Raw genomic sequence first — 21,151 nt, 5'->3', positions numbered from 1 at the left:
ATTATTGACAAGAAAATGCTTAAAAACATAACCGTAAAAAAGGAGGCATAATGCATGCATTAGTGTTTATCGCTATACTGGCTGTTCTGCCACCGGTTCCAGGCAAGCTTACGCCAGACCTGCTCCCGGTATTGGAAAACGCGCAACTGAACGAAAAAATCGTGGTCATCGTCAACATGGACACGGAATACCCTTACGCAAACCTTGAGGGCATGAACCCTCAGGAAAAATGCGGGGTATTCAAGCAGGTCGCGGACAACTCGCAGAAAGACATCGTTGCCTATATCCGGTCATTGCCCGCGAACAAAGCGGAAATGGGCGGACAATTCTGGATCTTCAACGGTTTTCACGTGAAAGCGACAAAAGATGTGGTCCAGGAATTGGCGCGGCGCGATGACGTTTGGTTCATTTGCAGCAACGCCGTTGTTAAGCTTGATTTTATCCCGGGCGAGGAAACCCTCAATTCCCGCGTTGCCGAATGGAACATCGCGAAGATCTGCGCGGATTCGTGCTGGCTTGCTGGTTATGATGGGACCGGCGTAATCGTTGGGCATATTGATACTGGCGTGCTAACAACCCATGCTGCGTTGACCGGTAAATGGTTATCACCTTACTGGGTAGATGGCGTAGCTTTCCAGGGTACGCCGTATGATGACCATGGGCACGGCACACATACAATGGGCACGATCTGCGGCGGTGACGGCTATGGCACGTTCACCGATGATGTGGGTGTCGCTTATGGCGCCCAGTTTATCCCGACCAAGGCATTTGATGCCGGTGGATCCGGGACTAATGCGGCAATTGACACCTGCATGCAGTACCTCGCCAACCTAAAGGCCGGTGGTATCGATATCCGGGTGATCGGTAATTCCTGGGGCAATTCCAATGGTTCTGAACTGTACTTCTGGACGAAAGTCCTGAACTGGAAAGCGCTTGGTGTACTGCCGGTCTTCTCCAACGGCAACTCCGGACCGGGCTCTGGTACGGTCGGCGCGCCGGGCAGTTATCCACTGACTATCGGCGTCGGTTCCACCAATAGCGGTGACGCCGTATCGAACTTTTCATCACGCGGTCCAGCGCCAGACATCGATCCTATTAACAATCCCACCTATTGGTATTATTCGACCTGGAACCTGCTAAAACCAGATGTTTCAGCGCCTGGCGAAAACGTTCGTTCCAGCTTGAACACCGGCGGCTATGGAGCCATGAGCGGAACCTCGATGGCTTCGCCGCATGTGACTGGTGGAACAGCCGTGCTCCTGCAAAAGAATATGAACCTGACGGTCCAGGACCTATACGACCTGTTCTATCAAAACTGCGACCAGCCATCCGGTTATACTTACCCCAACTACGACTACGGCTGGGGCCGGATTAACCTGTGGCGCTCCCTGCAAGCTGTGCCGACGAGCAACCGGCCCAACCTGATCCTCAGCCGCAACCAGGTCGTGAACGACAATAACGCCAATGGCAAGCTGGATCCCGGTGAATATGCCGGCATCGTGTGTTATATAAGGAACACGGGAAGCCAGCCCGCAACCAGCGTTCAGAGCACGCTGCGGACCGCTTCGTCCTATATCACAATCACGGATTCGCTGTACACCTATGGCGCGGTCAACAGCGGCGACAGCGCGAACAATGCCTCTGATCCCTTTGATGTCACGGTGGCAGCGGCTACGCCGCCGGGCACCGTGGTGAATTTCTCGCTCGTCCTGGCCGCGGCCGAAACTACCTGGGTGCGTGGCTTCTCGCTGATGGTCGGTACGGCGCCGGGGCAGATAATCTGGGGCCCGAAACTGACGCCAGTGTCGAACACCGAACGGTTCATTTATGGCGCGGCCTATGACAGGGTCGGCGACCGGCTTTATGTCTGCGATGGATACGGCCGGCAGATCTTCGTTTTCTCATCCGATAGTTTCGTAACATCATATGGTACGATCACGCAACCGGATACCTGCTGCAGTGATATCACGTATTCGCGATACGATGATAGACTCTACGTTACGGGATGGTATCTAAAACAGGTATATAAGATAAACAAGACGACCGGAGCGGTTCTCAGACAGTTCACGAGCCCGTGTCCAGACTACCCGGTAGGTCTGGCTCTTTGTCCGACCAATACAATGTGGTATATAGACCGCAGGGTCGCGTTGGGCGCGCTGGGGTATTTCTTCATCGGTGATACCCTGGGCAATGTAAATTCATACGACGCGCCGATCTTTGCAAATTACAACAACCGGTGCATCGCTTATGACAGCCTCGGCAACACTTTTGTCCAGGTCCAGACCTGGTTCAATTCAGGTGGTACTGCCCTGGACAGCGTGGGCGTGGTAGAGTATGCCAACACCGAACCGCCAACCCTCACAGGCCGACGCTTTCTGTTGAATCCCGGCTGGAACCCCCGTGGTATCGAGTTTGATCCAAGGGACGGCAATTACTGGATCACGATCCCCGAGATCACGGCTGGCACTCCCCATGAGAACGAAATCGTGAAGGTCAAGGGATTCTATGTACCGGCCCTGGAGGTCGAAGAGCAGGTCAAAGATCCGGGCCGGTCGCAGGTTCTGCTGGCGATCGCTCCGAACCCGGCTGCAGCCGATGTGGTATTTCAGGTCAATCCGCGTTCCGTGGCTGATCTGAAGATCTTCGACGTTGCCGGAAGGATCGTCAACCGCATCAACCTCAATGCCGGTTCACAGAATATCCGGTGGAACCGCCGCGACGCGACCAACATGAAAGTCGCGGACGGCGTCTACTTCGTGCGCGTGGAGACCGAAGAGGGATCAAGCACGCAGAAACTGGTCTTAACGCATTAAAGCTGTAAGCTATAAATAAAAAGCCCCGGTTTATTTTACCGGGGCTTTTTTACATAAACCAATATATCAAAGCAGGTTGTGCTCGGCGAATGAGTAGAATCCCGAGTCGGAAACAATGATATGGTCGATGATCCTCATGCCCATGATCTCACCGGCGCTGCGCAGCCGCTCGGTTATTCGCAGGTCATCATCCGACGGCTTCATGATGCCGCTCGGATGGTTATGGATCAGGAAAAGACCGCTCGCGCTTTCTGCCAAAGCGAACTTGAACACCTCGCGGGGATGCGTTATGCTCGTGTCAAGAATACCTTTGGATATTGTCGTGTCCTTAAGCAGTTTGTTCTTGCCGTTCACGGCCGCGACCTTGAAGAGCTCGTGCTTCAGGCCTGAAATGTACGGCGCGTAATAATCAAATACATCATGGGGTTTGTTGAAGAGAACTTCCTTCTCCCCTTTCCTGGACAATGACCGCTTCCCCAGTTCCAGGCCCGCGATTATCGTCACTATTTTCGCCCGGCCCAGACCGGGGATCTTCAGCTTTTCCAGTTCGACTACCGGCCTTTCGCCGAGATTCTTTAGCGTGCCGTATTCATTCAGCAGCCTCCGGGCAATATCAAGCGCGGTGATGTTCCTGGTGCCCTTGCCGATGAGGATCGCGAGCAGTTCGGCGTCGGTCAGACCGTAAGTCCCTTGTTCGTATAGTTTTTCCCGGGGCCGGTCGGCCTCGGGCCAGTCCTTTATCCTCATGATCGGCATACATTATACATAAATCGATCTTTGTGACAAGACGGCATGTCAGTCCTTTGTCCCTACACCCTCGTTCTGAATCCTTTACCCAGGACCTCGAACACATTGGTCAGGATCACGAACGCCTCCTGGTCGACATTCTTCACGACCGTCTTGAACCGCTCGGATTCGCGTTTTGTGATAACGCAGAAAATGACCGGCTTTTTACCCTTGGTATAAGGAGAAAAACCGTCCAGTACCGTAAGACCGCGGCCGGTCTGTTCATAGATCGCCTTGACGACGGCATCGGTCTTATCGCTGATAATGAACAGGGCCCGCGCATAGTCCATGCCTTCAAGCATCAGATCGACGACCTTGGTGGATATGAAGAGCGCCAGGTATCCATAGAGCGCTTTTTCCACCGAGTGTGTGGCAAAACCGGCGAACGTGATAACAATGAAATCGACAACGAATATCCACATGCCGACCGATATGTTCGTATAGCGGTTCAGGATCTGCCCGATGATATCCGAACCGCCGGTGTTCGCTCCTCCGCGGAATATCAGACCCAGACCGACTCCGAGCATGACCCCGCCATAAAGCGAAGCAAGCATCGCGCTCTGCGTTGGCGTCGGTATCCTGGTCGTATAGACCAGGAGGTCGATGAGCAGGTTCATGGCGATGATCACCACGATCGACTTCACACCGAATGAAATGCCGAGAATCCTCATGGCGATGAAAAAGAGCGGCAGATTGAGGATGATCACCACGATGCCGACCGGCGTCTTTAATAGTATGTGCATGACGATCGCGATGCCGGAAATACCGCCGGGGACGATGTTGTGGGGGATCAAGAACACCGCGTATCCGAGTGCCGCGATGACCGTACCGAATACTAAAGATAGATAGCGCATTGAAATTTATTGCGGTTATTTATTGCACGATAACACGACGCATGTATGATTCGATATCATTCGCATTATTGGTTTTTCAGAATGATATCGGCTGTTTCTTGTCCTTGTCTTTCGTTTCTTTCTGTGGTGACGCTTGCGCCTCTTTAAGACGGGCGATGAAGATCTTGATCTTTTCCAACTCCGCCTTTTTGTCATGGACTTCCTTGTCCAGGCTTTCTTTCTGAACCATCAGTTTCGACACCGAGCTCTTGAAATCGTCGGCTTTCAAAATAACGACAGAAGCTTCTTTTCTCTTGGCTTCCAGTTCCTGGGATTCCTTTTGCATGCGTTCCAGTTTGTCCTGCTCGACCGTTAGCATCTGGGCTATTTGTTTGCGTTTTTCCTCGATCTCGTTGTCGACTTCGATCAATTCCGCTCGCCGCTGGTCGATCTTGGATAGCATGTTCGCGTCGACGGCTTTCGCCTTCTCCACCTTGCCTTCGAACTCTGAAGTTTTGATCTTCAGATCGCCCATCTTTTCTTCGAGCGTTCTTTTCTGCTCGGTGAGCTTATTGATCTCCTTCTGATAGCCGTCCCGCTCGGCCAGGAGCTCCCTGGTCTCTTTATTCAAATTTTCAGCGGCCTTTTCTTCCTCTTTCTTCAAAAGCTCCAGTTTCTCTTCCAATTCCTCGACCTCGTTACTGCGATCCTTCAGTTTGCCTTCGGTCAAGGACATTTCTTTCTTCCGTGTATCCAGCAGTTGTTTGACTTTTTCACTTTCTTCGAGGGCTTCCTGCAGCTCGCCGTATTCTTTCTTCATGGCCGGCAGTTCTTCTTTCATTTTCTTGTATTCATCACTGTATTCAACAAGCTTTTCCTTCGCTTCCTTCAGTTCCTTGCTGGCCTTTTCAAGCTCGGCTTTGGCCGCCTTGCTCTCTTTGCTCATTTCCTCGAGCTTTTCCACCTCTGGTTTCAATTCGCTTATTTTTTTCTTCGCCAGCTCGATCGAGCTGCCGAGTTCGGTCGCTTCCTTCTTGCGAGTCTCGTGCTCAGCCGCCAGTTTCTTGTACTCGGGTTCGATCTTTCGCAGATCTCTTTCCATCGCCTTAAGCTCGCTGACCTTTGGCGTCAGCGCTTCCTGGTCCTTTTTCAAAACCGCGATCTCGCCGGTCAGAGTTTCCAGCTCCTTGGCGCCTTTAGTGCTCTCCTTCTGCAGGTCGGATTCTTTCTTCTTGGCGTCCTTATACTTATCATCCATATCTTTTATGGATGCTTCAAGCGTCGTCTGCTCCAGCTGGTAGTTCGATATCTGGGACACCAGATCCGATTCTTCTTCCTTCAATTTCTTCAGCTCCTGCTTGGTCTTGTCGTATTCGTTCTTTAGTTTCGTGAATTCTTCGTTCTCTTTATGAAGACGCTCCTCTTCTTTCGTCAACCCCTTGATCTTGTTCTGCAGCGACTCTACCGATTCGGTCTGCTCGATAAGGTCATCCTTTAATTCCTTGACGCGCGCGGCCAACTCCGGCTCCTCTTCCCTCAGGCTAACGATCTCCTTTTCCAATTCCTCTTTCCTGTTGGCCAGCGCGGTGACTTCGCCCGAAAGTTTCTGGTATTTAGAATCTTCTTTTTCAAACGACTTGCGGGCCGTGCTGAGTTCCTTGGTCAGCGTATTCCTCTCCTCATTCATGATCTTGAGGTCTTTCTCGGTCGCCCGCAGGTCCGCCAGCGCCGTTCGAAGGGTCTGCTCAATGTTTTGATACTCGCTCTTGAGCTCCTCGGTCCGGCTCTTTATTTCGTTGTGATTTTTTTCCAGTTCCGCGTATTCTTTATGCTTTTTATTATAATCGGATTCCAGGGTATTGAGGTTTTTCGAAAGATCCCGGTATTTTTCGCGCGCTTCCTCCAGTTTGCTGTCAAACCGGCCCTTTTCGTCCATCAACTTATCATGCTCGGTTTTGAGTTCTTTTACCTTGGACGAAAGTTTTTCACTGTCAGTGGACAATTTGCTGTATTCTTTCTGCGATGTTTCAGCGCGCTGGGCGTCCTTTTCCATGGTTTTGACCGAATCCCGCATGGTTTTCTCGTCTTTCCGCAATTCCTGCAGAGTTTTTTTAAGATCCTCGACCTCTGATGACGCTTCCATCTGGGAAGAATAAACCTCTGCCAGCTTGTCCTCCGTGGTCTTCAATTCCTTATTCTTAGCGGCAATGTCCTTTTCCACCTTTTCAAGTTCACCGAGCTTTTCCTCAAGGTCCGCCAGAATATCTATATCATCTTTTTCATCTTTTTTAGCCATGGTGCCCCCTACTTATATTCATTTTCATGGGTCTTGTCAATCCCTTCGCTAACCCTATTATATGGACCCGTGGCCCAGCATCCGGCGCTTGGATCATTCCTCCCCCCGGTCTATTCATACCTTTGCCCCCGTTTCGTGGGGATAAACGAACTTGAATCTGAGCAACCCCAACGGATGGGGTTTAAATCCGATGATCTTTCTTTGGATCGCAACATTCTCCAGCGAATGATAGAGAACCACGCCCGGCATTTCATCAAGGATCTTCTGTTCAAGCTGCTGGTAATGCAGAATTCTTTGGTTGATATTGCGTATTTTGCGCCCCTCGACGATACTACTATCAACACCCGGATGATTGAAGAAAAACGTATTACCCGAATTGCCGAAGGAACTTGAATGGAATAATGGATACATGAAATTATCAGGATCCCCGTTATCGCTTACCCATCCCTGCAACGATAGGATCGAATGTCCTTTGTAGGTCTTGTCCAGCAGTGTTCGCCAGGACAGCGGGTTCAATTCGATCCGGATACCCACTTTCTCAAGATGGTCTCTGATAAATTCACCGCGTTTGACGACCTGGGGCGATTCATCAAGATCCAGCTGATATACATCAGGTAGACCATGTTTGAACCCGGCCCCTGCCAGCATATCACGGCTCTTCTGCGGATTGAACTGATATCCAACCCGGCGCGGGTTGTGGACCCTCATGGAAGGAGGAAAGATCCCTTTTGCCGGCAAAGCGGTGTTTTCCAGGAAATTCTTGACCAGACTTTTTGTATCGATAGCGTGGGCGACCGCTTTGCGGATAAGACTGTTATTGAACGGTGATTTCGTGCAGTTCATGCACAAAAACTGGATCGAGAGTTCGGGGATCGTAAAAATAGTTTCAGGACACTTGCGACGCAGTTTTAGCAGCGAAGTTGCGGCCGGGCGATAGACCGCAAGATTCCCTCCCATAAAGCGGTCATAGCTGTCCTCGTCAGTCTCCTGGATATGGAAGTTGACCGTATCAATGGTCGGCCTCCCTTCAAAATAATGTTCATTGGCTTCAAGAATGATGCATTTTCCCCGTTCCCAGGCCGCGATCTTGAACGGTCCCGTGCTCAAGGGGTGCTCGCCGGGTATGTACGGATCAGCGCCATGGGTTGCCAGGTTCGCCAGAAAAGGAAGGTACGGATACTCGATCTTCACCTGGAGGTTGTGATTATCGATGATCCGGATGTGCAGCCGATCTTTTTGCTTGGTCGAAATATACTCGCCGGCGCCGGCGATCATCTCAAACAGGTTAAAGTTCGGCCCCTGCAATGCCCGTAAAAATCCATCCCTCACATCATCGATCGAGACATGAGCACCGTTGTGATACTTGAGTCCTTCTTTAAGACGGAACACATATTCGGTGCCGTCGCGCGAGACCGTGTATTCCTGGCACAACCCGGGTATGACATCAACGCCTTCGCCGAACTGGAAAAGACCGGAGTAAACGTTGCCGACCAGATTATGCGAGTTCATATCGGTCACGAGGTCCGGATTGACCGTGACCGGCTCGGCCGTAAGCTCCGCGTCGATAACGATCTTGCTCTTTAATACCGCGGGTGTGGATGCTGGTTTCCGGCGTGCCAGATGCTCGAGCGGCGTCCGCAGCTGAGTGATCGTGTTCAATGCTTCTTCGTAAAGCTCACCGAGCTCTCTCATCGATGCATTGCGGTTGGTCAGGTCCTGGGTTATTTTCATGATCTCAGCGGCAGCCTTGCTCTTTTCCTGCAGGACCCTGACCATATCATCGAGGAAGATCTTGATCTTGCTGTAATCAGGTGTCGGCGGTTTTACGTAGATCTCGCTCAATGCTTCGCGGCTCAGGCGGTGGACGTCCTTTTTTAACTGCGCCAGTTTTACTCCCATGCTCATGAACGGTTTTTCCGTATTGAGGGCCAGATCCGTGAATTCCTGGACCACCGGCGATATTACCGCCCGCTTGTCCATGCACCTGCTTTCTTCGATCCGGGCAAACACCGAGAGCGTCTTGATCTTTGAAAATATCTTGCCTGCGGCCATGACCACGTCCTCGATCCTTACCAGATCACGATCCAGCGCCGTTCCCAGTTGATTAAGGTCCGTGACCATCCGTTTAGCGTCATCATGAAAAGTATCGAGCTGGCCTTCCAGTTCGACGATCTCGTTCATTTGATTATAGAGGTTATCGCCGAACAGTGCCAGTTCTCGGGTCGAACGGTTCAACTCCTCGATCTGTGCCACGATCCCCTGAATATTGGCATAAATGCGGTGTAAAAACAGCGGCGGCTTCCGCCCCATCGGCAGCCGGTCCAGCAGCCGGGTATTCTCCTGGAGCGCGTGGTTGAACTGGCTGACGATATGCTGGTTAGCATCCGAAGGTCCGTCTGTTTCTATGATCGTGCTGAGCGTGTGCAGGATCTGGGCAAGCGAATTGATCTCCGCGCACGTCACGGACATGTCATCGATCGTGTTCTGCGACGTCGCCAGCTGATCCTTCAGCTGGCCGACCTCGTTCGATACGTTGTTTTTCAAATCTTTGTACAGGGCGTTCTGCTGTTCGATACCGGTAATGATCTTTTGCAGGGAGGTTACCGTGTCGTCGATTATTCTCAGCGAATCCATAACCCTGGTGAGCAATGAAGTCGACCGCTGCGAGATCTCGATGATCGTTCCCAGCTGTTCGATCACGGGCTGCGCTGTTTCTTTCAAAACGCGCAGCATCATCTCGAAATCCTCAAACGGTGCCTGAGCGCGGTTGGCCAACGACAGCGATTCTCTGGCGATCACCGCCAGGCCCCGGCCTTCGGCCTGCGCCTGGTAGGATTTTATCTCCGCATTCTTCGCCAGGTGCGCCAGCGACCGCGATGACGTAACGAACTGCTTGGCGTTTTCCTGGACCAACATAAGCATTTCATCGATCGTCTTCAACAAGATGCTGATGCTCAGCAACTGAGCGCTGGAGTTCTTTACAAAATTTTCCTGCAGGACAAAATTCTGTTTAAAACCGCTGATGTCCTTTTTGAAATTCTTCGAATAATCACGGATTATGCGCGCCAGGGTCTCGCTCCTCTGGAACAGCACGAAGAGCAGTTCCAGCTGTTGGATCAGGATATTCAACCCCAGGCTGTTCTGGTTCAGCGAGTCAGCATAGGCTGACACCTTGGCACTTAAGCTTATGTTCCTTTCGAAATATTCAGTTATTGACGTCATAGGTAATGGATAACGCTTCTACAAACATCAAGCAATAGCGGCGAAGGGAGTCGAACCCCTGACACAGAGATTATGATTCTCCTGCTCTACCATCTGAGCTACGCCGCCTTGTTCTATAAAAAACATCGGTTAAATGGTATTATATACGAAATCGACTGTTTGTCAACATGAAATCTGCCGTAATACCGAGATCATTTTCCGACAAATGCTCAATCGCGTGGTTCTGTCCTGAATATTATCTGACGATCAGACCGAAAATTACGCCCGCCAAAACGAAGAATATGGGCTCCACCTTCGTAAAGATCAAAATTACCAAACATACCACGCCGAAAACACCATATGGAATGCTTACCCAGTTCTGAAAAACAAAGAAAATACCAGTTGAGAGGAGAATTGCAACGATGGCGGATTTTAAACCGCTGATGAACGATCTTACATAGCGGTTATTTTCGATTTTTTTATAGATTTTAATGACGATGATAAACATTAAAAAAGAGGGAAGAAAAATCGCAATGGTGGCGATAAAGGCGCCAGCCAACCCCATGACCTTGAAACCCACGAAGGTCGCCGTTATCGCGACCGGTCCCGGCGTCATCTGACCAAGGGCAACACCGTCGAAAAATTCTCTGACCGTCAGCCACTGCTGGTAGTTGCATACTTCATTCTTTATAAATGGTATGGCCGCATAACCGCCGCCAAATATTATCGCACCAGTCTTAAAGAAGATCCAAAAAAGCATAAGCGCTTTCTTGAGATCAAAGATAAATATCGGAACCGCCATTAGTAATTTTTTCGACGGACAATGGTCAAAAATGATCTTAATGCCCCCGCAGACGAGCACGGTCAGTACCGGATCGAATTTGATGATAAAAAGAACCAACGCCAGGCCAAAAACGATCAGCCCTTTGATATCTTTTATCAGGACTTTGCCCATGTCGTAACTTGCCCACAAGATGATGGCGGTCATTACCGCGCCGATGCCCTTGAATACCTGCCCGATACCCGGGAGCGTATGGAATACAAGGTAGAGATATGACAGGACCATCATCAGGATGAACGATGGCAGAAGCAAGGCGACAGTAGCGGTTATTGCGCCCTTATAGCCGTTAAGATGATAACCGATGTACTGGCAGTAATTGGGTACAAATGGGCCTGGGAGCATCTGGCCAATGGCTACGCCCACTGACAATTCATCATCGGTCAGCCACTTTTTTTTCTTAACGCATTCTGTGCGGAGCATGGCAAGCATGCCGACGCCGCCGCCGAAACCAAAAGCGCCGACTTTAAGGAATGGCCTTGCCAGTTCTCTGATCTTTAGCATGACATTTTTCTATTTGTTCATACTCCCTGTCCGATAACTCTCCAGGTCCAATGCGACGTACTTATAACCCAGACCCACGAGGTATCGCGCGATCTTTTTTCGCTGGCAAATAACGGCTGCCATTTCTTTCTCCAGCACTTCAATACGCGCGACTGGGTAGTGGTCTCTGACCCGGACTTGAGTCAGTCCTGTGTTCTTTAAATATCTTTCGGCCCGTTCGATGCGTTTGACGGTTTTCTCATCAATCACATGACCATAGGGGATCCGTGAGGCAAGGCACGCCATTGACGGCTTGTTCCAGTTCGGTAACCGGAAATGTTTGGCCAGTGTCCGTATCTCATCTTTTGTCAATCCAGCTTGGATCAGCGGAGAAACTACGCCCCGGCGCCGGGCAGCGTTCAAACCCGGCCGGAAATCGGAAAGGTCTGATCTATTGCTCGCCTCAACCACGGCATAGCCGTGAATGCGAGCAATCTCCCTGATATCATGAAAAAGCTGCAGTTTGCAGTGATAACAGCGGTTGCGCGGGTTTTTTACGAACACGGGACTCTCCATCTCGGTGGTCCTGATGATCATGTGCCTCACGCGAAGCAAGCGCGTCATCCTCTTGGCAACGAGCGTCTCGCTGTGCGGATATAAAGGTGATGCACCGGTCACGGCGATCACCTTATCCCCGAGGGAATCTCTGGCCACTTTCAATAGCAGGCTGGAATCAACGCCGCCGGAGAAGGCAACGGCGACGCCCGGATACTTTTTTAGTATATACTGAAGTCTGTGTAGTTTAGTTTTTAATCGCTCGGTCAAAAGATGTTATTTCAAATACGGCAGGAAATCTTCGCTTATCGGCGGTTTTTTGATCCACCGCATGATCTCCTCGTCCTCATCCATAATAACGATTGTAGGTATGTCAGATACTTCAAAATAAGAACCTTCGGCCAAGCCATCGACCGATTCCATATCAAAATACTTGATCTCAGCTTGAAACTTTCCCTTTTCCTTGAAATAGTTCACCTTATGGACAGTGTCTTTGCAGACCGAGCAGCCTGGTCTGCCAAATATATAAACCGACTTCATGTAGCCTCCTGATAAAAGATCCTTCTAATCATCCCCTGCCTTCAATTGCCTTAATTGCCTTCTGTTGCCTTTCATGTATCTTCGTAGGCCTTAATTTACCTTCAATTTGCCCCGTTTGTCTTCATATGCCCTCAATTGCCTTTATATATCTAGTGTGTATCTAAAAATAAAAACACTATATTATATGCACAAAGGATAAAAAGTCAAGGGGGAAGATGCAGCATTGACCCCGTTAGAGAAAGAAAGTGCTCTTAGCACTTCCGTGATCAAGAACTGCCGCTGTTCAAAGATATCGCGGGGGTGAATCTCTAACGGGGTTGACTCATGAAAAAGGGTGAATATAATATAATATGATCAAAAGAGAATCACTGATGAAAAAGGTTTTAACTCTTGCCATAGCTGCAGCGATCATCATCATCACGGTTTATCTCGTCCTGCAGATCCCCAGGCCAGGCAGGTCGGCGGAAAGCTCATCAATGATATCCGACACCGTATTGAGTGCTTCGGAAGAATGGCTGGGCATGTACATCCATGGCGAACGGATCGGTTACACCTTCACGAAACTGACCCGGACCGGCCAGGGACTCACGGTGGAAAGCCGCAGCCAGATGACGATCTTCATGATGCAGGAAACGCGCAGCCTTGCTACTACTTTCTTTGCCCACACCAATCCTGATTATACCCTGAAGGATTTCAGCCTGGAGATCAATACGGCCGGGCATCCGACCAAGATCGAAGGCAGTATCGAAAACACATCCTTGAAACTGACTTCATATTCGCAGGGCGTGCCTCAGACAAAGACCTTCCAGCTCAAGGAGAAACCATTCTTTCCCGACGCGATCGAAGAGCTCATCAAAACCCGGGGACTGAAGCCGGGCGATGAAATATCACTTCCCTATTTCGATCCGACCACGCAGTCCCAGTCACCGGCGCAGATCACGATATTCGAACCGGAAGACGTGCTGGTCAACGGGGTCGCGCACCGTGGAACCAAGGTCCAGATCCGGTTCATGGGCATCATTACGTTCATGTGGCTGGACAAGGATTTTAAATTGATCAAAGAATACTCACCCGCCCTTGGCCTGGAAATGATCCCTCTTTCCAAAGACGCGGCCCTTGCCGAGATAAAACCGGACCAGGCTTTCGACCTGCTCTCATTCTTCGCGGTAAAGGTCTCGAACCCGATCCCGGAACGGAAGGACCTGTCCTATATGAAACTGGAACTTAAAAATATCGAGATCGGCGAACTTCAGTTGGCCGATGACTATCAGATCCTAGTCTCTAAGAAACCGCTCGTCATAGAACTCAGCCGGCCCGATATCATAAAAGTACCGGCCCTGCAGATCCCGATCAACGACCAGACAGAATTTCTGAAATCATCTGTTTACATCCAGAGCGATAACCGCGATATCATCAATGCCGCGCACAGCATTATCGGCAATGAAAAAGACGCGGCCAAAGCCGCGGAAAAACTGGTGCATGGAGTGTTCAAGATGCTTGCCAAGAACCCGACTCCATCGCTGCCGTCAGCGCTGGACGTGCTCAAGACAAAAGAAGGCGACTGTAACGAACATGCGATCCTGTTCACGGCGCTGGCCCGGGCCGTAGGCATCCCCGCCAAGATATACGTTGGGCTGGTCAATATCTACGGCGATTCTTACTGGTATCATGCCTGGTGCGCGGTATGGCTTGGATCCTGGGTAGCGGTGGACCCGACCTTTGACCAATTCCCTGCCGACGTATACCATTTAAAGCTCATGGAAGGCGAGATCGCGGAACAGGCAAAGGTCCTGACCGTGGTCGGGAAACTGGGAATTGATATCCTGGAATACAAGTAGAAGGCTTGATAAACTCCGCGCGATATGAACCCCCTGGTGATCGATAACTTATCCAAGCGATTCGGCAAGCAATGGGCGGTAAGAGACTTAAACCTTGAACTTACGCCGGGTGAAATATTCGTCCTGCTCGGACCCAACGGCGCCGGTAAAACGACGACGCTCAAGCTCATTGCCGGCCTCCTGGTCCCGAGTTCGGGTTCGGTCTGCATCAACGGCATTGATATCCGGAAAGACGCCCTGAGCGCCAAGCAGTGCATCGGGTTTGTGCCCGATGAACCATTTATTTATCCCAAACTCACGGGGCGCGAATTCATTAACTTTGTTGCCAGTATCTACGGTGTGGAAAAAAGATTATATCACCAGCGGATCAACGAACTGTGCGCGCTACTCGAGATCGGCGAATGGATGGACCAGCCGGCCGAAACCTATTCGCACGGCATGAAGCAGAAGATCATAATGTGCCAGTTACTCCTGCATGATCCCCTGCTCATCATGGTCGATGAACCGCTGGTCGGTCTGGACCCCAAGATCAGCATAACGATCCGGCGGATCTTCCAGGACCTGAAAGATCGCAACCGAACCCTGCTGGTCTCGACCCATACGCTTTCGTTCGCCCGGGACATTGCGTCCCGCATTGGCATCATAAATCATGGCATTCTCAAGTTCACGGGAACATTTAACGAACTTTCACATATTTCGGGATCGGACAATATCGAGGACATCTACCTGACGCTGTCAGGTTAGCCGGCCGTGAAAGACTTCATCCTTATCTTGCAAACCCGTCTGCAGATCATAAAAAATACCCTCACCAGAGTTCATTTCCTGAGATTGATATCGTTCGCGTTCGTTATCCTCACGTTTTTTGCCGGCAGTTATTATCTTTTTTACAGCATTTTCAGGTACCTGACCACGATCGAATTGATCGGAACGGCGATCATGGACCGAACCGTGGAAATGGCTTTTTTTGTGTTCCTGGTCATGCTCCTGTTCAGCAATATCATCACCTCATTCTCGACGTTCTACAATAGCCGGGAGCTGAATTTCCTGTTCTCGCTGCCCATACGACCGACATCGATCTACCTTTCCAAGCTATTGGAGAACGCTCTATACGCCTCGCTCGCCACCATGGTCCTGGGATTGCCGTTGGTCGTGGCCTATGGGATCTGTTCCAAGGCCGTGTTCGCTTATTATCCTCTGGCGGTCATGAGCGTATATATCTATCTGGTCATTCCGGCCGCCGCGGCTTCGATTCTCATTTTCATCGTGCTGGCGCTTTTTCCTCAGCTGCGGCCCCGGAATGTCATCGCACTATCCATCTTCTACATCATCGCCCAGACCATACTTTATCTCAAGATCAGCAACCCGGGGCTGCTCAAGATCATGGAAACCAACAGCGAGAAAGAGCTGCTCGCTGTTGCCGCCAATATGGCGACCGTGGGCGGCAATTACATACCTTCGACCTGGCTGACCAGCATGCTTAAGGAATTGAAGACCGGCGACCCGGCTGGTTATTTCTATTTTCTGCTTCTGGTGTTCGTCAGCATGAGTATGGTCATTATCGCTTATTACGTTGCCCGGGTCATGTACCACCAGTCCTGGCTTTCGGTCGGCGAACACCAGGGGAAACATCAAAAGATTAAATCGCTCCTGTCGGAATATCACGGCCGGAGTACGCGGGCATTTCTATACAAGGATATACTGACCTTTATCAGGGAACCGACCCAATGGGTTCAGCTCTTCATCTTTGCCGTCCTGCTCATCATCTATGTCTTCTCGCTCACAAGGACGCCGCTCTATTTCAACCTGCCGTTCTGGCGGACGATCATATCCTTTGCCAATTTTGCCTATATCAGCTTTGTTCTGGCGACGCTGGGCGTGCGGTTCATATTCCCGGCCATGAGCCTTGAGCACAACGGCCTGTGGCTCCTGGCTTCATCCCCATTCTCGTTCCGCCGGATCCTGAAGATAAAATTCCTGTTCAATGTCATCCTCGCCGTCATCCTGAGCGAAGGTCTCCTGATCCTCTCCAATTTCTTTATCAAGACCGATCCCGATCTCTATCTGGTCATGCCGGTCATCCAGCTGCTTGTGGCCGGTGTGCTGGTCTCGATCAACCTTGGCCTGGGAAGCCGCTTCCCCCAGTTCAACGAGGACAACCCTTCGCGGATCGCTGCCGGGACCGGCGGGATCATCGCGGCGTTGATAAGCATGGCATACGTGGGGATCTCAATAATCCTGCTGGCAACCCCCGCTTATAATTACCTGGCGGGCAAGTACCTCGGCCGGCCCGTCAACTACTTCTTGATCACCCTGAGCGTATTCCTGTTCCTGTCACTGACGGTTGCGGCGCTGATCGTACCGATGAAAATCGGTCTGCGGGCCCTGGAGAAACGGGATCTTTGATCAGCTGTTTATCTTATGCAGGTGCCTTATGATATCCCTGATCTGTTCCCGGGGGGTTGACGCGCCGGCAATGATGCCTACGCTTTTTACCCTCCGTACCCATTTTTTCGAGATCTCTTTCACCGATTCGATGTGATACGAAGGTTTATAACGAGAACAGATCTGGTGTAGCCGGGTGGTATTGGCGCTGTTCTTGCCGCCGGCAATGATCATGATGTCGGCTTTTTCCGCGATCCTGATTGCCTCATGGATACGGATCTGCGTTTCATAACAGATCGTATTATAGATCTTCATTTCCAGCACGCTGGGCATGAGCTTTGCGATCGCGTGATTCAGGTATTCAATATTCAGGGTAGTCTGCGGCACGACCCCTATTTTTCTGGATCTCAACCGCAGGTTATCGCGGAAGATGCCAGCCTTGCCTTTGGCGTAGCCCAGCAGTCCCTTGACTTCGGGATGATCCTTCTCGCCGACGATAATGACATAATATCCTTCCTGGGCGAGTTTCTCGACATACAGCTGGGCGCGGCGGACTTTGGGACAGGTCGCGTCAATGATCGTAAAATGCCCGCGTCTAAGCCGCTGGAGAATATCCGGATGGATACCGTGCGAGCGGATGATGACCATCTTACCCTTGATATCCTTGTAGCGCCGGACCGGCATGATGCCTTTCCTGCTAAGCTCTTCGACCGCCTGCCGATTATGGATCAGCGGACCGAGCGAGTACACGCGATCGCCGCTTTTTGCCGCTTCCAGCGCCATCCTGATCGCCCGTTTTACGCCGAAACAGAAGCCGATGTGCCTTGGGTAATAGATCTTCATTGCAGGTTCATGACCTCCTCCCGCAAGCGCAAGGCAAACCTTTCAAAATCCTCCTTGGTCTTATTGTAACCCGAGGGCCGGATGGGTCTGCCGTATTTGATCCGCAGGGTGGTCATTCGGAACAGCAATGACCCCACGCCTTTATTGGAGTTCGTGATATACACGGGTACGACCGGTATATCATAGGTTATCGCCAGGTAGCTCATGCCTGGATTAAAAGGCAGCATACCATCGGTCTTAAGCCGGGTGCCTTCAGGGTAAATGACGACCGCCTTCCCCTGTTTCAAGAGCCTGACCGCGGTCCTTAAGCCTTCTGTGCCCGAGATTCTTACCGCGTTAAATGTCCTTATGAGCCAGGCAAAAAACCTGGAATGTGCAAAAAGGTCGGGCTTGGCAAGAAAAAACACTTCCCGGAACGCCGAATAGCCGATCAGCGGAGGGTCGAGAAAGGACTTGTGATTACTGGCGATGATCAGCGGTCCTCTCTTGGGTATGCGGCCGACGATCTCAACGCCGGTCAACAGCTTGAACAAAGGGAATGTCAGTATCCAGGATATCAGCCAGACCGGTCTCATGGTGTAATTATAGCCGTTTAGGCCAGCAATTTCAAGATTGTCATATAGTCTCAGGTTATCAGGGTTTGCCAATACTGGTTTTATAACAACAAGATCCTTGACTTTTTTTGAATAATATATATAATAGTGTTAATGCTTTTTATGGTTTAATATAAAAAACTGAAAAATCATGCGAAAAATAAAAAAGGAGGTGGTTTCTGCATAATCAAAACAGATGTGTTGATGGAACAAGGCATAACAACCAACCAACCAACAAGGAGGTAAAATGAGATATGCCTTAGCAATCGCGTTCATTGCTTCGTTATCTTTTGGATTGATAGATGAATCATTCAGATATCAATCCACCGCGGGGTTGTGGGAAGATGACTACGATCTTCTTTTTGACCCGGCGAGGATATGCGAGATCAATGGGTCCAGGCTCTGGACCAGCCTGTCGAATTTCGTCATCGGTAGCGAGAACCAGTTCTCCAACGGCAGTATGCCCTATGTCCTGCTGGGCGGTTCGACGAATTTCAGCAGGTACTATCCGGGCATGGTCTATGACCGAAGCAATACAAAAGATGCGCTCGACACCGGGCTTGATGATATCTACGGCAATTCCATTTACGGTGATGGAGAGGTCAGCGAGATCGACTGGAACGACATTGACAACAACGGCGTCTATGACCAGCGGATCATCGAAACCACCCACCGGTCAGCTTATAATTTAGGCAAAGACAATGACTTTTACCTCGGCGTCGGGACCAAAATGAACACCTTGCGTCTTGGCCTGGGTTTTCGTCATGAAAACTGGGAAAGCCGGTACACGACCCCCGCGAACAATTTCGCGTACGATTACACCGAAGAAGACCTGAATACAAGCTCTCTGACATTTGAAAGCCATGCTGCTTTTGCTGGCGACAATGTCGCCACCGGTGGTCTGAACGGCATCATCTTCAGCGGCTGGATGGATAAGGAAAAAATGTCGCTCGGTCTTTTAGCCAGCTACGAGATGAATTCATATAATCAGGACGATCTGATCATCGGCGATTCCGCCACCTATACTGATCCCGCGGACCATACGCAATTTTTCCGGACCGTGAACGTCCTAGATTCCCTTGATATACCGGAATCGGGGATGGGGATAAATCTCGAACTCAGGGATTTCTACAACTATAGTGAAAACGCGCAAGGCCGGTTCTTCCTGGGATTTTTCATGGAAAAAGGCAGCATCAGTGATGACGCAGTCGGATCCTATCACATGACCAGCGAGAACAGTTTCGCGGACTTCACGTGGGACACTCTGACGACAACGTCCTTCCACAGCGGCAGTTCAAGTTACATGGGTTTCCGGCTCGGCACCAAGCAGCTGTTCAAGATCACCGACCGTCTGAGATTCGGCATCGGCTTTTTCTTCGCCAGCGCAAACGGCACCGATTCTTCAGCGGTCAAGGACACAACGGTCGACGTTGAGGTATACAATGACAACGACGGCAACACCGTGGATCCGGATGACTATGTCAGCACGACCTGGTCCAGCGAGACCTGGATGACAAGAACCACGGGCAGCAGCACGACGCTGACTTTCCCGGTCGGCTTGGAATTCAACATTACCCAGCCGTTCGTGTTCAGGCTCGGCGCGGTCCATGAAGTATACAAGGGTGATTATTCGGCCGTCCAGAACCTAATCCAGTATGAACCAGAGCGAACCCGGATCGTTGACGGTACCGGCGCGGTGACCGAGACGATCGTCGACCCGGGCCAGGAGCCGGTGGGCACAGATGAGGACTACACGGTCAATGAGCCCTCGACCGACTACTACTATGGCGCGGGCTGGCAGGTAACCGACAATCTCCAGATCGATTTCATGGGCTTTTACGATCTGACCGATATGACGAACTGGTCGATCTCGGCCACGCTGGAATTCTAAGGAGGACGAAATGAAAAAACTATTGATCCTTTCGCTGAGTTTGCTGGTGTTGTTCGCCTGCAAAAAAGGCGATAATCCGCTGGAAATCATTCCGGACGTGCCCGAAGGCGGCGCCGGCAACCTGCCGACGGTGGCGATCATTGTACCGGCGAACGGCGCGCTGATCAACGATTACAGCAATCAGTCCGGGATCCAGGGCCGGATCGAGATCGTTTTCTCCGATTATATGGATGAAACGACCCTGAGCGGCATCACCATCACCAACACGACCGCGAACGACGCAGTGGACGTAGCTTCGACCGAGTACTACCCCGACATCAAAAAGCTCTTCGTGTACGTTGCCGACCTGGCAACCGCTTCGGCTTACAGCATCCGTTTGAACGGATTTGAGAACACCTATGGTTCGCCGCTCGATTTTGACGGCGACAACCATATCGACGGCGCGCCCTATGACGACTACCTCTCCACTTTCTATACGACCGGCAATACCGATACCCTGATCTCCACGGCTCAGTCAAAGATCGCAGACCTTAGCCCGTACCAGGACCTGACCGCTGACCAGACCCCGCCGATAACGATCCTGTTCAGCATACCGATGGATACGTTCGATCTCAGGGACCTTAGCAATTACAACCTCGAGAACCAATCGACGGGAACGACCTATCCGCTGTCCCGCGTCGCGATAACGCCGACAACGGTCGTGGTAACGCCAAGCGGCGACGTTCCGTACGGCGCCAACTACACGTTCACCATTACCTGCGCCAACTTGCAGCGCGTGGCAAAATCGGTCACGCCCGAATACATATTCCCGCTCGACGGCAACGATAACGGGCCGGAAGCGACCGAACCCGATACCGGCGGTTACTTCCGCGTGGACACGGTGATCCCGCCTACGGTCGACGTCGCCGGCATAACTGGCGGCGCGCGCTTCACGTTCTCAAAGAAAATGGATGAAACCCTGATCGACCTGACCACCATCAAGGTCTTTGACAATGACGGCTTTGTCCCGGGTAATCTCAGGATATGGACCAACTACGCTGACGACGTGACATACGCCGATTACTACTACATGCGCGCGACCTCCGGAGCGCCCGACGCATTCGCGTCCAAAGACCTGAAACAGAGCGACAAGGACTATTACCTGGACGGCAACGGGAACGGCATCGGCGGCGAAGACTGGGATGACGACTGGGAGTACAACTTCTAACCGATCCTCGAGTCAACAAAAGGGAAGGGCCTAAAAACCCTTCCCTTTTTTG

Annotated in this window: 15 protein-coding genes and 1 tRNA gene; 6 read left to right on the top strand and 10 right to left on the bottom strand. The window is 51.1% G+C overall.

Going from position 1 to position 21,151, the window contains the following annotated elements; all coding sequences use genetic code 11:
• The first annotated feature begins 50 nt into the window (after window positions 1-50).
• A complete protein-coding gene (locus tag VF399_03850) occupies window positions 51-2,813 on the top strand; it encodes a S8 family serine peptidase (GenBank protein HEX7319475.1) in 2,763 nt (920 codons plus the stop codon).
• Window positions 2,814-2,879: 66 nt separating this feature from the next.
• Here the strand turns inward: VF399_03850 and radC are convergent, their stop codons facing one another.
• The 8 genes from radC to VF399_03810 all read right to left on the bottom strand — a co-directional run bounded on the left by radC (window position 2,880) and on the right by VF399_03810 (window position 12,345).
• Complete coding sequence (gene radC, locus VF399_03845) at window positions 2,880-3,569, bottom strand: DNA repair protein RadC (protein HEX7319474.1); 690 nt, start codon at window positions 3,567-3,569, stop codon at window positions 2,880-2,882.
• A 53-nt stretch (window positions 3,570-3,622) separates the two neighbouring features.
• Window positions 3,623-4,453: a YitT family protein gene (locus VF399_03840; GenBank protein HEX7319473.1), complete on the bottom strand. Its 831-nt coding sequence runs from the start codon at window positions 4,451-4,453 to the stop codon at window positions 3,623-3,625.
• Between the two features lie 76 nt (window positions 4,454-4,529).
• Entirely contained in the window at window positions 4,530-6,728 is a 2,199-nt protein-coding gene (locus VF399_03835) for a hypothetical protein (protein HEX7319472.1), read from the bottom strand.
• A gap of 114 nt (window positions 6,729-6,842) precedes the next feature.
• Complete coding sequence (locus tag VF399_03830) at window positions 6,843-9,950, bottom strand: ABC transporter substrate-binding protein (GenBank protein HEX7319471.1); 3,108 nt, start codon at window positions 9,948-9,950, stop codon at window positions 6,843-6,845.
• Between the two features lie 35 nt (window positions 9,951-9,985).
• Window positions 9,986-10,058, bottom strand: a tRNA-Met gene (locus tag VF399_03825).
• 127 nt (window positions 10,059-10,185) lie between these two features.
• Entirely contained in the window at window positions 10,186-11,271 is a 1,086-nt protein-coding gene (gene chrA / locus VF399_03820) for a chromate efflux transporter (protein ID HEX7319470.1), read from the bottom strand.
• 9 nt (window positions 11,272-11,280) lie between these two features.
• Complete coding sequence (gene larE, locus VF399_03815; GenBank protein ID HEX7319469.1) at window positions 11,281-12,075, bottom strand: ATP-dependent sacrificial sulfur transferase LarE; 795 nt, start codon at window positions 12,073-12,075, stop codon at window positions 11,281-11,283.
• Between the two features lie 6 nt (window positions 12,076-12,081).
• A complete protein-coding gene (locus VF399_03810) occupies window positions 12,082-12,345 on the bottom strand; it encodes a hypothetical protein (GenBank protein HEX7319468.1) in 264 nt (87 codons plus the stop codon).
• A gap of 371 nt (window positions 12,346-12,716) precedes the next feature.
• Between VF399_03810 and VF399_03805 the strand changes: the two genes are divergently transcribed.
• Genes VF399_03805 through VF399_03795 form a run of 3 tightly spaced genes read left to right on the top strand, consistent with a single transcriptional unit; the run spans window position 12,717 to window position 16,586 of the window.
• Window positions 12,717-14,183: a transglutaminase-like domain-containing protein gene (locus tag VF399_03805; protein ID HEX7319467.1), complete on the top strand. Its 1,467-nt coding sequence runs from the start codon at window positions 12,717-12,719 to the stop codon at window positions 14,181-14,183.
• Between the two features lie 36 nt (window positions 14,184-14,219).
• Window positions 14,220-14,927 (top strand): ABC transporter ATP-binding protein, encoded by a 708-nt coding sequence (locus VF399_03800; GenBank protein ID HEX7319466.1) that lies wholly within the window; start codon window positions 14,220-14,222, stop codon window positions 14,925-14,927.
• Between the two features lie 6 nt (window positions 14,928-14,933).
• Window positions 14,934-16,586: a hypothetical protein gene (locus tag VF399_03795; GenBank protein HEX7319465.1), complete on the top strand. Its 1,653-nt coding sequence runs from the start codon at window positions 14,934-14,936 to the stop codon at window positions 16,584-16,586.
• Here VF399_03795 and ispH read toward each other — a convergent pair whose 3' ends face one another.
• Window positions 16,587-17,408: a 4-hydroxy-3-methylbut-2-enyl diphosphate reductase gene (gene ispH / locus VF399_03790; GenBank protein HEX7319464.1), complete on the bottom strand. Its 822-nt coding sequence runs from the start codon at window positions 17,406-17,408 to the stop codon at window positions 16,587-16,589.
• A complete protein-coding gene (locus VF399_03785; protein HEX7319463.1) occupies window positions 17,405-17,983 on the bottom strand; it encodes a lysophospholipid acyltransferase family protein in 579 nt (192 codons plus the stop codon). The genes ispH and VF399_03785 overlap by 4 nt, the downstream gene beginning before the upstream one ends.
• Before the next feature lie 265 nt (window positions 17,984-18,248).
• Between VF399_03785 and VF399_03780 the strand changes: the two genes are divergently transcribed.
• Window positions 18,249-19,892: a hypothetical protein gene (locus VF399_03780; protein ID HEX7319462.1), complete on the top strand. Its 1,644-nt coding sequence runs from the start codon at window positions 18,249-18,251 to the stop codon at window positions 19,890-19,892.
• Window positions 19,893-19,902: 10 nt separating this feature from the next.
• Window positions 19,903-21,099: a hypothetical protein gene (locus VF399_03775; GenBank protein HEX7319461.1), complete on the top strand. Its 1,197-nt coding sequence runs from the start codon at window positions 19,903-19,905 to the stop codon at window positions 21,097-21,099.
• The last annotated feature ends 52 nt before the right edge of the window (window positions 21,100-21,151 follow it).

The organism is bacterium, from assembly GCA_036382775.1.
In the GTDB taxonomy this organism is placed as follows: domain Bacteria; phylum Hydrothermota; class Tepidihabitantia; order SM23-42; family JAOAFX01; genus DASVHD01.
Note: the sequence above shows the minus strand (reverse complement) of the source record. Positions and strands in the feature narration are given on the sequence as shown.

Bases quoted from the DNA above. Each gene is read 5' to 3' on its own strand.
- radC (HEX7319474.1), bottom strand. From the start codon at position 3,569: ATGCCGATCATGAGGATAAAGGACTGGCCCGAGGCCGACCGGCCCCGG.
- VF399_03775 (HEX7319461.1), top strand. From the start codon at position 19,903: ATGAAAAAACTATTGATCCTTTCGCTGAGTTTGCTGGTGTTGTTCGCC.
- VF399_03850 (HEX7319475.1), top strand. From the start codon at position 51: ATGCATGCATTAGTGTTTATCGCTATACTGGCTGTTCTGCCACCGGTT.
- VF399_03805 (HEX7319467.1), top strand. From the start codon at position 12,717: ATGAAAAAGGTTTTAACTCTTGCCATAGCTGCAGCGATCATCATCATC.
- VF399_03785 (HEX7319463.1), bottom strand. From the start codon at position 17,983: ATGAGACCGGTCTGGCTGATATCCTGGATACTGACATTCCCTTTGTTC.
- VF399_03840 (HEX7319473.1), bottom strand. From the start codon at position 4,453: ATGCGCTATCTATCTTTAGTATTCGGTACGGTCATCGCGGCACTCGGA.
- VF399_03810 (HEX7319468.1), bottom strand. From the start codon at position 12,345: ATGAAGTCGGTTTATATATTTGGCAGACCAGGCTGCTCGGTCTGCAAA.
- ispH (HEX7319464.1), bottom strand. From the start codon at position 17,408: ATGAAGATCTATTACCCAAGGCACATCGGCTTCTGTTTCGGCGTAAAA.
- chrA (HEX7319470.1), bottom strand. From the start codon at position 11,271: ATGCTAAAGATCAGAGAACTGGCAAGGCCATTCCTTAAAGTCGGCGCT.
- VF399_03830 (HEX7319471.1), bottom strand. From the start codon at position 9,950: ATGACGTCAATAACTGAATATTTCGAAAGGAACATAAGCTTAAGTGCC.
- VF399_03835 (HEX7319472.1), bottom strand. From the start codon at position 6,728: ATGGCTAAAAAAGATGAAAAAGATGATATAGATATTCTGGCGGACCTT.
- VF399_03780 (HEX7319462.1), top strand. From the start codon at position 18,249: ATGAGATATGCCTTAGCAATCGCGTTCATTGCTTCGTTATCTTTTGGA.